This is a genomic window from Croceitalea marina, assembly GCF_042684265.1.
Taxonomy (GTDB): domain Bacteria; phylum Bacteroidota; class Bacteroidia; order Flavobacteriales; family Flavobacteriaceae; genus Croceitalea; species Croceitalea marina.
The window spans coordinates 113,571-126,999 of the sequence record NZ_JBHULB010000005.1 but is presented as its reverse complement, the minus strand read 5'-3'; the positions used below and the strand labels follow the sequence as shown (position 1 = coordinate 126,999).

General features: G+C 36.0%; 11 protein-coding genes. 8 read left to right on the top strand and 3 right to left on the bottom strand.

All coding sequences use genetic code 11. The annotated features are described in order from the left end of the window. Window positions 1–759, top strand: coding sequence for a LytR/AlgR family response regulator transcription factor (locus ACFSQJ_RS01525; protein WP_377764998.1), 759 nt, complete (start codon window positions 1–3; stop codon window positions 757–759). A gap of 61 nt (window positions 760–820) precedes the next feature. Continuing rightward, a complete protein-coding gene (locus tag ACFSQJ_RS01520) occupies window positions 821–1,375 on the top strand; it encodes a DUF4251 domain-containing protein (protein WP_377764997.1) in 555 nt (184 codons plus the stop codon). Window positions 1,376–1,426: 51 nt separating this feature from the next. On the opposite strand, the gene ACFSQJ_RS01515 is transcribed toward ACFSQJ_RS01520, so the two are convergent. After that, window positions 1,427–2,029 (bottom strand): pseudouridine synthase, encoded by a 603-nt coding sequence (locus tag ACFSQJ_RS01515; protein ID WP_377764995.1) that lies wholly within the window; start codon window positions 2,027–2,029, stop codon window positions 1,427–1,429. Between the two features lie 39 nt (window positions 2,030–2,068). Here ACFSQJ_RS01515 and ACFSQJ_RS01510 point away from each other — a divergent pair, with 39 nt between their 5' ends. The 5 genes from ACFSQJ_RS01510 to ACFSQJ_RS01490 all read left to right on the top strand — a co-directional run bounded on the left by ACFSQJ_RS01510 (window position 2,069) and on the right by ACFSQJ_RS01490 (window position 6,248). Beyond that, window positions 2,069–3,004, top strand: a complete 936-nt coding sequence (locus ACFSQJ_RS01510) for a sugar phosphate isomerase/epimerase family protein (RefSeq protein WP_377764994.1) — start codon at window positions 2,069–2,071, stop codon at window positions 3,002–3,004. Continuing rightward, window positions 3,001–4,209 carry a PQQ-dependent sugar dehydrogenase gene (locus ACFSQJ_RS01505; protein WP_377764992.1) on the top strand — a complete coding sequence of 403 codons (1,209 nt, stop codon included), beginning with the start codon at window positions 3,001–3,003 and terminating at the stop codon, window positions 4,207–4,209. The genes ACFSQJ_RS01510 and ACFSQJ_RS01505 overlap by 4 nt, the downstream gene beginning before the upstream one ends. An 8-nt stretch (window positions 4,210–4,217) precedes the next feature. Further along, complete coding sequence (locus ACFSQJ_RS01500; RefSeq protein WP_377764990.1) at window positions 4,218–5,354, top strand: MBL fold metallo-hydrolase; 1,137 nt, start codon at window positions 4,218–4,220, stop codon at window positions 5,352–5,354. Window positions 5,355–5,492: 138 nt separating this feature from the next. After that, window positions 5,493–5,684: a cold-shock protein gene (locus ACFSQJ_RS01495; protein WP_350288465.1), complete on the top strand. Its 192-nt coding sequence runs from the start codon at window positions 5,493–5,495 to the stop codon at window positions 5,682–5,684. A 105-nt stretch (window positions 5,685–5,789) separates the two neighbouring features. Beyond that, window positions 5,790–6,248, top strand: a complete 459-nt coding sequence (locus ACFSQJ_RS01490) for a cold-shock protein (RefSeq protein ID WP_377764989.1) — start codon at window positions 5,790–5,792, stop codon at window positions 6,246–6,248. Between the two features lie 26 nt (window positions 6,249–6,274). On the opposite strand, the gene ACFSQJ_RS01485 is transcribed toward ACFSQJ_RS01490, so the two are convergent. Both ACFSQJ_RS01485 and ACFSQJ_RS01480 read right to left on the bottom strand, forming a co-directional pair. Then, the gene (locus ACFSQJ_RS01485) at window positions 6,275–9,499 is read right to left on the bottom strand and encodes a two-component regulator propeller domain-containing protein (RefSeq protein WP_377764987.1); all 3,225 of its coding nucleotides are present in this window, start codon (window positions 9,497–9,499) and stop codon (window positions 6,275–6,277) included. 193 nt (window positions 9,500–9,692) lie between these two features. After that, window positions 9,693–11,213, bottom strand: coding sequence for an alpha-L-fucosidase (locus ACFSQJ_RS01480; protein WP_377764986.1), 1,521 nt, complete (start codon window positions 11,211–11,213; stop codon window positions 9,693–9,695). 244 nt (window positions 11,214–11,457) lie between these two features. On the opposite strand from ACFSQJ_RS01480, the gene ACFSQJ_RS01475 reads away from it, so the two are divergent. After that, on the top strand, window positions 11,458–13,428 hold the full coding sequence (locus tag ACFSQJ_RS01475) for a hypothetical protein (RefSeq protein ID WP_377764985.1): 1,971 nt from the start codon (window positions 11,458–11,460) through the stop codon (window positions 13,426–13,428). Window position 13,429 lies beyond the last annotated feature (1 nt).

Below are 13,429 nucleotides of genomic sequence, written 5' to 3'. Positions count from 1 at the left end.
ATGAGAGTTGTAATTATTGAGGATGAACCATTAGCAGCCGAAAAGTTATCACGCTATCTATTGAAACACAATAGCGCCATTGAAATTTTAAAGACCCTAGGTTCTTTAAAAGAAGCCATTCCGTGGATTACGGCAAACAAGTCTTCAGTTGACTTATTTTTTATGGATGTACAGCTAAGTGATGGGCTTAGTTTTGAAATATTTTCACAATTGTCCATCAATAAACCTATTATTTTTACTACGGCTTTTGATGAGTTTGCCGTAGATGCCTTTAAAGTTAACAGTATCGATTATTTACTTAAGCCGGTTACTTTTACCGCACTATCACAAGCACTTAAAAAATTGGATGACCTTCAAAAGCAATATTCTACTATTGAAAATAATAAGCCATTGCTAGAACAACTCACACAAAAAACTTTTAAAGACAGATTTCTTGTAAAAATAGGCAACCACATACGGTCTATACCAAGTGAGGACATTATTGCCTTTCAAGCAGATGGTCGAGATGTTTCATTGTTTACCTCAAAAGGGAAAGAATATCTTATTGAATATAAATTAGAAGTATTAGAAGGTCTGATAGACCCCAAATTGTTTTATAGAGTAAACAGAGGATTCATTGTTGCATTAGATGCTATAAGTGATGTAACGCTTTACTCTAACCGAAGACTTAAACTAACCCTGAGTCCTACTATAGAAAAAGAAATTGTGGTAAGTAGAGAAAAGGTGCATGATTTTAAAAAGTGGTTCGAAGGCAATTAGATGTTGTTAAATTGTAATCTGGTTTAGTTTTTGAGACGGTATTTTAATAAATTAGAATACTATGAAGACAAAAGTGTTTTTTTACCTCACTATATGTAGCTTGTTTTTTCTTATTGCAAGTTGCAGCAGCTCAAAGCAAGTCTATTCCGATAAAGAAATGGAATCACTTCATACTTTAGTTAAAAGCAAATCTTTTGAAATTCAATCAGATTGGGCTTATCCTTTACCTTCAAATAGTCTTAATAGTCTTGCAAACGCAGGTTTATTTCTGCCAGGGAATAATGCTAACCAAATAAGTTTAATAGGCAATGCTAATTTTCTTAGAATAAAAGGAGACAGTATTAAAGCGCAATTACCTTACTACGGTGAGCGGCAAATTTCTTCCAATTACGGCAGTACTGATACTGGCATTGTCTTAGATGGCTTAGTTGAAGATTTAACAATGGATTTCAATGAAAAGAAGAATAGATATGAGCTACGCTTTCAGGCAAATCAAGCTATTGAGAACTATCAAATTGCTATAAATATCTTTTCAAATAAGCAAGCTTCAATAAATATTAATAGTACACATCGCACCAATATTGCTTATCGTGGGGATATTAAAGTTGTTGAATAGTAAAAACTATATTCATCCCTCTTTTAACAGTAGTTAACCAATAGGTATATGCTATTTTGATTTGGTAAAAAGCTCAGCTAAAAAAGCTAGTTCTTTAAATTCATTTGGAGACAATTCAGATAGTGTTATTGTTCCGACTCGTATGCGGATGAGGCGTAACGTAGGAAATCCAACAGCTGCTGTCATTTTTCGCACCTGTCTAAACTTACCTTCTGTAAGGGTAATACTTATCCAAGAACTTGGCCGATGGCTTCCTATCCTGAGTTTTTTGTCCGCTTCAGAAAATTCAGGGGATTGTATTGTTTTTGCCACACATGGCATTGTGGTGTATTTTTTTCCTTCAAATCCAATTTCAACACCTTTGCACAATTGAACGATTGCATTATGAGTGATAAGCCCATCTAATTGCGCATAGTATTCCTTTTCAATTCCGGAACGATTTATTCGGTCACTTAATTTACCATCGGTGGTAAATAGCAAGAGGCCTTCCGATTTTTCATCTAATCTTCCAACGGGCATTAATCCATCAGGAATATTTTCGGGTTTGGGCAAGAATTGTTTCTTCTTATCTTCCTTAAGATTATTAGAAGAGAACTGACTCAAAACCCCAAATGGTTTGTAAAATTTATAATGTTTGTGAATTATAGAAGACATTCTCTTTTAAAAATCAATACGTAAACAATTTCAGTATTTTTGAACAAGACAACAAGCAATTCCGTTTTTAATATCAAAAATATGCTGAGAAGAGGTTTTATAAAGCAAACTGGGCTGCTGACAGCTTCTACTTTATTACCCATTTCTTGTTTATCTTCAATGAATATGCGTAATTATAAGATGGGCCTTCAGGCGTATACCATTAGGGATGCTATGGAAAAAGATTTAATCGGAAGTTTAAATACCGTCAAATACCTGGGTTTTGAAGATTTAGAATTGTATGGCTTTAATCCAGTGGATGAAACGTATTATGGACATAGCGCCACTGGGTTTAAAAAGATTATTGATGATATCGGACTTACTGCCTCCAGTTGTCATTATGGCTTTTCCGATTATTTTGAAGTATCTGATGATGAATTAAGCACCTATGTTTCTAAATGCATAAAAGGGGCAAAAAAACTTAATCTGAGCTATATTACCTGGCCATGGTTGGCTCCAAAGTATAGAAACATTGAAAGTTTTAAAATACTAGCGGATAAATTAAATAGAATAGGGGAGCAAGTAAACAAATCAGGTTTAGGTTTTGCATATCATAATCACGATTTTGAGTTTATTGAAGAAGATGGTCAAATAGGTTATGACTTTATTATGAATAATACGGAATCAAACCTTGTAAAATTACAATTAGACCTATATTGGGCCGTGCATTCTTCAAAATTGAGCCCTGAAGAACTAATAGCAAAAGAGCCCGAGCGTTTTGTAATGTGGCATATAAAAGATATGGATAAAATTACCCGTGATTATACGGAGCTCGGTAATGGCGCTATAGATTACACTAAAATGTTGGCGAGTTTAGATCAAACTGGTTTAAAATATTATTATTTGGAACAAGGCGGTAATTTTGCCCGTAATTCTATACAAAGTATAACCGATAGCGCTGCTTACTTTAAAAACAATTTACAACAATACTTATGAAAATAATGATTTATACTACTCGCATTTTAGTTTTTGTATTTCTACTATGTTTAGGATACTCTTGCAAGCAAAAAGAATCAAAAGAAGATGAAAAGAAAACCATTATTCAGTATGATGAACCCATATCTGAACTTCCAATTCAAAAACTTAAATTACCAGAAGGCTTTAAAATTGAGGTATATGCCGATAAAATAGATGGGGCACGTTCTATGGCCATGGGTGATGATGGAACCTTGTTTGTAGGAACCAGAAATGATAAGACCGTTTATGCCATACAAGACTTAGATAAAGATTATAAAGCAGACCATATAAAGGTTTTAGACTCTACTTTAGAAGTACCGAACGGTATTGCCTTTAGAAATGGTTCTTTATATGTAGCCGAAGTGGGAAGGCTATTACGATACGATAATATTGAAGCACAGTTGGATAGTGTTCCCGAACCAGTAGTAGTCTATGATGATTACCCTACAGAATTTCATCACGGATGGAAGTATATTGCCTTTGGGCCTGATGATAAGTTATACGTGCCTGTAGGAGCACCGTGTAACATCTGTGATTCAACAGTTTCTGATAAAAGATATGCGACCATAACACGAATGGACCCAGATGGCGGCAATCGTGAAATCTATGCCCAAGGGGTAAGAAATACAGTCGGGTTTACTTGGCACCCCGAAACTAAAGAACTTTGGTTTACCGATAATGGTAGAGATATGCTAGGAGATGACATTCCCCCATGTGAATTAAATAGGGTGTCCGGAGCTGGTCAGCATTTTGGTTACCCGTATTGCCATGGCGGTTTGGTAAAAGACCCAGAGTTCGGTGATCAGCGCCCATGTTCAGATTTTGTGGCTCCAGTGCAGGCAATGGGGGCACATGTTGCACCTTTAGGAGTAAAATTTAATACCGGTGCGATGTTTCCCAGCAAATACAAAAACATGGCCTTTATTGCTGAACATGGTTCATGGAACAGAAGTAAAAAAGTAGGTTATAAAATAAGCTTGGTTACTTTAGACGGTAATGTGGCCATAAACTATGATACTTTTTTAGACGGATGGTTAGATGAAGAAAACCAAGAAGCTTTTGGTAGGCCCGTAGATTTATTATTCTTAAAAGATGGTTCCATGTTGATTTCGGATGATTTTGGGGATGCGATTTATAGGGTAACCTACGATGGCGGAAGTATGGCAAGCGCAACCAATTCTTAAAGCATTCTTTGAAAAGATTTAAAAAATATCTAAAACGTATGCTTTGGACCATTCTAGCTATTGTAGGGGTTTTAATTCTGGTTTACTTTCTTTTTGTTAGCTTTCATCCCAGCTTTGGTGGGGATGTCTCAAAAGAAAAAAAACTTGAATTTGCTAAATCCAAAAATTATAAAAATGGTCAGTTCGTAAATAAAAAAGATGTTCCCAAAGAATTAAGTTTTAGTGAAACCTTAAGCTTAACACGTAAATTTTTTTTTACCAAAGTCCCCAACGGAAGTCCTTCAAAAGACATTGGCGTACAAAAAATAGATTCGACCAATATCGCCGACTATAAAAGTGACACACGTTTAATTTGGTTTGGCCATTCTTCTTTTTTATTGCAAATAGATGAAAAGAACATTCTAATAGACCCTATGTTCGGTAAAGTTGCTGCACCACTTGATTTATTGGGTGCTAATCGGTTCAATAGCGAAATGCCCATAGCTATTGAGAAATTGCCAAAAATTGATGCGATTTTGATATCACACGACCATTACGATCATTTAGACTATCCTTCAATTAAAAAACTAAAAGATAAAGTAGAAATATTCTATACGCCTCTTGGTGTTGGCTCTCATTTAGAAGCCTGGGGAATTGAAAAAGAGCGAATTATAGAATTGGACTGGTGGGAGAGTGAAGTATTTAAGGATTTACAATTTGTCTGTACTCCAGCCCAGCACTTTTCTGGAAGAAAATTTGATAATAGACAAAATACTTTGTGGGCCTCTTGGGTAATTAAGTCAAAAACGGAATCGCTTTTTTTTAGTGGAGATAGCGGGTATGCGCCTCATTTTAAGGAAATAGGGAATTTTTACGGGCCGTTTGACTTTGCCATGATAGAATGCGGACAGTATAACGAGATGTGGGCCGATATTCACATGTTTCCCGAAGAAACGGCCAAAGCAGGAATAGATTTAAAAGCCAAACTTGTAATGCCGATTCATTGGGGTGCTTTTAAACTAGCTTTGCATGACTGGACAGAACCGGTTAGACGTTTTAAAATAAAGGCAGAAGAACTTCAACTAAGCCATATTACGCCACAAATTGGTGAAAATATTATTCTTGGCGCGAAAGAGCATGATGCTTCAAATTGGTGGCAAGAGTAGTTTACAGAGATTCAATAGGCACCTAAAAGAAGCGTTTTTAAAGAAAAACATAAAGATTATTGAATTAATTAATTGTAAATCAATTTAATGGCACCATCTTTGCAAATCAAATAGTATTATAAATTTAATTACATTACAATGAGTAAAGGAACAGTAAAATTCTTCAATGACACTAAAGGTTTTGGTTTTATCACTGAAGAGGGCGTAGACAAAGATCACTTTGTACACGTATCTGGATTAATTGACGAAGTGCGCGAAGGTGACGAGGTTGAGTTTGATCTAGAACAAGGCAAAAAAGGATTAAATGCAGTAAACGTAAAAGTTATCTAATACATATACTTTAAAGTCTAATAAAAAGCCTATCTTAAAGATGGGCTTTTTTAGTTTTGGAGCTTAGGGCCCAATTAACATATCTTTACAGAACTAAATATACAAATGGCAAAGTCGCAGCAAACCTATAGTAAAAGTGAAAAAGAAAAGAAACGTCTAAAAAGGCGTGAAGAAAAACAAAAGAAAAAAGAAGCGCGTAGGGCAGAAGCCAAAGAAAATGGAGGTGGTATTCCTCTAGCTTATGTAGATTTTAATGGTAATCTTGTAGATACCCCGCCGGACCCTACCATGAAGGTAGAAATTGAAGCAGAGGATATTGTCTTGGGAATTCCTAAAAAAGAAGAAGGAGATGTTGAAGAATTTGACCCGGTAAGAACCGGCAAGGTTTCCTTTTTTGATACTTCAAAGGGATTTGGTTTTATTATTGATGCTGAAAATCAAGAAAAGTATTTTTGCCATGTTAGTGGTTTAATCGACGAAATTGCCGAGAATGACAAAGTTACCTTTGAATTGGAAAAAGGTATGAAAGGCATGAATGCGGTTAAGGTTACTTTGGTCAAGTAACCGAAAAGCGGCTTTTAATAGTTTCCTTAAGCAGCTTTTGCTCTAGGAAGTTGAAGCACAAAGGTAGTTCCCTTTCCCTTCCCTTCAGATTCCGCCCATATAGCCCCATTGTGCGAATTGATTATCTTTTTAATCATATACAATCCGAGACCTGTGCCCTCGGTATTTGTGTGAAAACGTTGAAATGGACCGAACAATTTTTCAAGAGCTTTTGCATCCATACCCGAACCATTATCGGAAACAAGAAACTCATGAAATTGAGGGGTATTCTTTGAGGTAATCTCCACTACAGGTTTTTCTTGGTCTCCCATATATTTTATCGCATTATCGATTAGGTTTTCGAAAACTTGTATCAATCGATTTCTATCACCATAGATTTTTGGTAAGTTTTCACCGATAATCAATTCTGCCTTTTGTTGTTTAAAGCGACCTATTGCCATATTACTTGCCGTCTGTATGATTTCACTTGAATCTAAAACCTCATTTTTATTTTCAATTTTACCTAGCTTGGCAATTTCGGTAATATCACTTATAAGATTTTTCATGATAGCGCAAGACTTATTGATAAAGGTCAAATACTGAGTGGTTTCCGGTTGTTCATTTTCATCAATATCTTCAGATATAAAGTTGGCCATCACCTCTATACTGTTCAATGGGCTTTTTAAATCATGCGATACGGCAAAGGCAAATCGCTGTATTTCTTCATTTTTTATCGAAAGTTCTTCAGCCGCCAGCTTAAGCTTATTTTGTTGATTTCTTATTTCTTTGGTACGATCTTCTACCTGCTGTTCTAGTTTTAATTTATCTCTTTTAATATTTTGTATTCTTATATAATAAACGAGATACACCAACAAGGCAATAGCAACTATAAGTGCTGTTTTGAACCACCAAGTTTCCCAAAAAGGAGGTATGATGGTAATTACCAATTTTTTTTCCGTAGCGCCCCAAAGACCATCAGAATTAGTAGATTTTATGTGAAAAGTGTAGCTGCCAGGATTTAGGTTGGTGTATGTTGCAGAGTTTTTATCTCCTACATAATTCCATTCCGTCTCCAAACCTTCCAAAAAGTATGCGTAGTTTACTTTTTCAGCGCCTTTTAATGTAAGTGCCCTAAAGCTAAGGTCAAAAACCGCATGCTCATGGCTAAGGGTAACAGAATCTACCATCGCAATATCTTTCTTCAGCACTCCCGAACCATCATTGGGCCGAATTGTATTGTTGAATATCTTAAGCTTGGTAAGCAGTATATCTAGATTCTCTTTTTTCTTTTTGGCCTGATTTGGGCTGAATAGGTTGAAACCATTGTTGCCCCCGAACAAAATTTTATGGTCATAGGTTTTGAAAGAAGCATTTCCATTGAACTCATTTCCTTGCAAGCCATCATAGATATCATAATTAAGAAAGTTTTCATTTTCAAGGTCATACTTTATGATTCCGCTATCAGTGCTCAACCAAAGACTATTCTCAGCCTGTACGATACCACTGATTACATTAGTGATTAGGCCATCTTTCTCGTTTATTATTTTAAATCTATCTTCTAGAGGAAGGTATTTGTTAAGCCCAGACAAGGTACCCACCCAAATATTCCCAAAATCATCTTGTAAAATGGTATTTACAAAATCATTGCTTAAGGTTCTTTCTTGATCTTTACTATGAAATTGCTCTATATCCCATTCTGTATTCTTTTTAGTTACCTTAAAAACGCCCATTGTTTGGGTACCTACCCATAAGGAACCATCATTATCTTCCATTAACCTCGCTACAGATGTTACCTCTTTACCATCGATATTTGATTTTAACTTAATCGTCTCATGTTTTTTTGTGGCTTGATTATAAACCTGTAAACCACCAAAAAGTGTCGCAATCCATATATTGCCTTCCCTGTCTTGCAACAGATCCATCACATTGTCCGATGCTAAAAAGGAATTTTTACTGGTCATATTTTCATAAGTGAAATCTTTTGGGTCAAAAATGGTAATTCCACCGGCCCAAGAGCCTAACCATAACTTACCATCAATGTTAGGAAGTATGGAAAGAATAACATTGGTGTTCAACTTTCCATCATTCAAAGAAAAATGGGTGAACCGATTGTTCTTTCTATTCCAATAGTTCAAACCGCCGCCGTCAGTGCCGATCCAAATATTACCTTTTTCATCTTCGCTGAAACAGTTCACAATGTTATTACTTAATGAATTTGCGTCAAAAGGGTCTAAAGCAAAGCTGTCGAATTTATAAAATGATGGGTCATAAAAGCTTAATCCTTTTTTAAACGGCCCCATCCATATAACCCCATTTTTTGTTTTGCACAATGACCATATAGAATTATTTGAAATGGAATTTGGTTTTTTGAAGTTTGATTTATGGTTTGAGATACTATCCGTATTCAAAGAATAAATGAAGAGACCTTGATTTTCTGTTCCAATCCACACGTTGCCCTTAGCATCTTTCTCCATATCCAACACGGCATAGCCAGTACTTAGTTTAATATGGTTTACCTCTGAAGTTTCATTGTTCTCAATGTTTAATTTCAGCAAATTGCCTTCTCTTGAACCAATTAATAGTGAGGTATCATCGATTTTAAGCGCACTTTTGTAAAATTCTGTATCACTGAAAATCTTGGATTTATTTAACTCCTTATCCACAAGATAGACAGATGCCTGCGTCACCAAGATTATCTTGTCATCTTTGAATTCAAAAGCATCAACAATGTAATTATCATTTGGGAGGGCCTTGGTAGGTTCAGAGAAAGATAATCGCTCTGTTTCACCTGACTGGATATTATACCTGTATAAGCCGTTTTCTGCAGTACCAAGAAAAAGATGGTCGCCGATTTTGGTAATCGTATTAATAATATTTGATGCAATCTGTTTTCCATCACCAATAAAATCATACGGTTTAATAGCATCTAAGTACTTATCGTATGTATTCAATCCGCTATTTGTGCCAATATATAAGAGTTTATCTGAATCTTCATAAATACTTTTAATATAACCATTGGAAAGCCCTGTATTGCCATCATAAGCTTTTTCGAATACCCGAAATTCAGTTCCATTATATCTGTTTATACCGTTCGGGGTACCGAGCCATAAAAAACCATTACTATCTTCAAAAATGACTGTCGCTGAACTTTGCGACATACCACTAGGTATATGTTGAAAAGATAACTTTTCTGGAATATCTTGGGCAGTTATGGATGCAGCTGCAAAAGCAATTAAAAGGGGCAAACTTTTAAGAAAAGAGGGTGGTTTCATTGAATGCTTTTTATGTTGTAAGAATTTACCTTCAAATATATTTTAAAGCACTAAACCCCAGCAACTTTTGTTGACAAACATCAATTATTTGTGGTTAACCATCTCTATTCAATCTTTATTAAAATAATCATCAATTAGGCCTGCAATACGTTACAAGCCTAACACTTACAAACAATACACAGTATTACCTATTTTAATCCAATTCAATTTTGAATACTGTTGCGATATCGTTGCCACCATGTTCTGGAATTGTCAAAAAGAAATCCTTATAGCTCGAGCTATCATATTTTACTTCATCATCATAACCTAAAATTGTAATTCGCTTGATTGGACTACCAGGCAGGTACCTACGCTTAGAGAATAATGGCAAGTTGACGACTTCTCCTGGTTTTGGCTTACCTAACATAAAAAGATATACTGTTTTTCCATCTTTTGATTGTGTAAACCTGACATCTTCAGCGGTGTAGGAAACTGTTGCCGATTGGCCACCAAAATGTCCGTCTTCGGCTATTGCCGGGCCAAAACCGAACAGGGTGTAAGGTCGGGTTTCATATATAGCCTCTGCATGTGTTTTCATCCAAGCGCCAATTTCTTTAAGAACGGTCAATTGTTCTTCAGGTATCGACCCATTGGCCATTGGTGATATATTTAACAAGACCACACCATTTTTACTGAATACATCGATCATGTTACGTATAACCAAATCAGGACTTTTATAGGTCTGGCCTTGCACATAACACCAAGATTTATTGCTCAAGGTGATATCGGTCATCCAAAGTCTTTCACCCAATTCACGACGCCCTCCTTGTTCGATATCCTTTATACCTACTTCTTTAGGTAAATCTGCCTGCTTGTAACCGATAGTTACATCCTGTTTTTTATCATTGGCCTGGTTATAATAATAGCTAGACATCTCTTGAACTTTTTTGGTATCTATTGAATTAAACCAAGTATCAAACCATATCATATCTGGATTGTATTGATCGATAACTTCCTTTACTTGATCGAACCAATATTGGTCAAAATCCTTTTCAGGTATCATCCCATATAGTTTAGAAAGTTTAGGGTCTTCTGAACTGGTGTGCCATTTGGGGTTGTAGGGAAAATGACTGTCCCATGAATCCCATTTCTTAGGATTGTCCCTGTTTCTTTGGTTGTTCTTAGCGTGGTGAAATGTTGTAATCAACTTTAAATCGTTCTTTTTTAGTGCTTTTGAAAGCGCTCCGGTTATATCCTTTTTAGGTCCCATATCGACAGAATTCCATGGGTTCACTTCACTATCCCACATCGCAAAGCCATCATGGTGTTGGGCAACCGGCCCTGCAAAACGTGCTCCGGCATTTTTGAATATTCTGGCCCATTCTTCGGCATTAAAATTTTCAGCGGTAAACTTGGGGATAAAATGATGGTACCCAAACTCGCTTTGGTCACCGTAATTTGCCTTATGATAATCAAATTCTTTGCGCCCAGGAACATACATGTGCCTCGCATACCACTCATTTCCATAGGCTGGAACGGAGTACACTCCCCAGTGAAAATAAATACCAAATTTGGCGTCTTTCAACCATTCTGGGGAAGCATTGTGCTTTTTTAAAGATTCCCAAGTGGGTTCATACACTAGTTTTTGTGGTTCGGTTTCAGCGGTAGTATGCTTAGAATCGCTACAGCCATAAAAAATAGAAATCATAAAAAATACAAAAACAAGGCACCTCATAGTGTAGAAATTTAGAAGAACAACATAAAGAGTTCTTTTTGGTCTCATAATATTAGTGCACCGCGCTTAGCTATGAAAGTGAACACATAAAACCATGTAGAGATTTGATCATTTGTAGTATTGAAAGTTAAAAAAGCCTAAGACCAGGCCTATTTCAAAACAGTTTTATTAATAAATACTTTCGAAAACATCTAAATAAGTATTTCAACCGTATCAGTAATGAACTAACTTTCATTGTTGATTTGTGTATCTAACGAACTATAGTTTTAAAACGTTAATTTTTAGAGTTCTATTTTCAGTTTTCTTCTGCTATATAGCAACAGCACAAGAAAACAAGCGTTATCAGGGAACACTTTCAGTTGGCAAATACAAAGGGGATGCCGATTACAGTTATAAAATCATAGATGGTGATACCCTATTAGATGGAAACTTTAGTCTAAAAAAGGCCAATCTTGATGCGCTGCTTCAAAAACAGGATTATTCATTTGATTTTTCTGGTAGTTTTCAAAACAATTACCCCAATGGAGATTGGAAATTTCAGTTCGGCGAGTTTCAATCCAACAATGAATCTCAAGTAATAGATTACCAATATCGAGTTGCTATTAGTGGTGTTCAAGAAGAGGCCTCGGGTACTATATTAAGAGGAAAACCTGACGGTTCTTGGGCCTACACCGTAAACCAAATCGTAGATTCTAAAATAGCGCAGACCCTTTTTAAAAGCAGTATTGAATTCGATAAAGGAATTCCGCAAAAAAGTTTTCGCATAGAGAACGATAGCTTGGTTCTAGCGGGTCGTTTTTTAAGAAACGGATTGGCACATGATGAATGGTCACTTTATGATTCCTTTGGCTTAGGCGCTTCAGAGAACTGGACTTTTTCAAATGGTTTATTAAAACAAATCACGCTAGAAGTAGATGGCACTAGTAAAACCACAAAGATCTATGGCGCTTATTCAGGCAATACAAAAATCATAAATCTTGATGAAAAATATATTCAAGCCCTAAAAGCATATCTATTCGCAAGCTCTGACCAAGAAAATGAAGTAGGAGGAAAAATGAAGCAATTATTGGCTCAAAATGCGGGCTATTATAAGAAAATAGATACGATTCTTTCAGCACTAGGAGAGTCTGCCTTCCTTCCAGAATTCAAAGTTAAAGTACCTTATTTTCAACTGACGGCCCAGGAAAGCGAACAACTAAAATCGGTACTAGAGAATTATACCAAAGCAGATGAAATAAGCGCTTTATTTTTAAAGGATACACAGCTCAATATTTTAAGATTATCCGATGAAAATGCCGCATTTCATTATGAAATAACCAAAAAAATTGAAAAGGAATTTCTAAGACCTCTTGGAAGAATATTACATTATCACCATCAAGGTGTTCTTGAATTTGCACCAATGCCGCAAGTCATTCAAAAACTATGGCCTGCAGGAAAACCTTCAACGACTATTGAGGCCATTATCAACTTAGATAGCCTAAATAAAAAGCGTTCATTTAGTTTAGACGACAAAGAGCAATTCAATTTTTCAGGTAATAATTTGGCAAGCTTGGTTCAGATAAGCAATTATGCCGCTAAAAGTCTTAATGCCATAAAACGAACGTTGGACAAACGGCTTACCAAGGATAGGCGACAGCAAGAACTCATTGGCATTGAAGAACAATTGATCGTTAAACAACAAGAGTTGCATAGCCTTATCGACTCTGTAGCCAGTACTAATATGTCGTTGTCATATAAAAGAGCACTCGATACTTTGAAAAAACATGCTGATAATGCCTTAAGTTCATATGCTTCAATGAAAGAAACGGAAGCAAAACTTGCAAAGGCTAGAGAACTCTCATCATGCTTTGATGAATTAAATGTGTTGGCTATAAACATTACAAATCTTCCAGAGCAAGAACAACTTATCAAAGAAAAGTACAAAGACCGTATTTGGAATCCATTTATGGCAAACCTTATGGATGAGGAGGTGAAAAAGAGAATAACATCCGCTTACAAAAAAGTTTTGATTCCCTATTTCTTGACGCAGGCACAAACGGAATTCGATTGCCAAAAGGTGAAAACATTGAATAACTCAATGAAAGAAACCTATCAACGCATGCTGGAACTCAGGGTAGAGAACACCTCGAAATTAGAACGCAAGCTGAGAAAAGAAACAGACCCGTCTAAAGTCTTGTCTTTATTTGGGCTTCAATCCCTAACAGAAGAGCACTAGT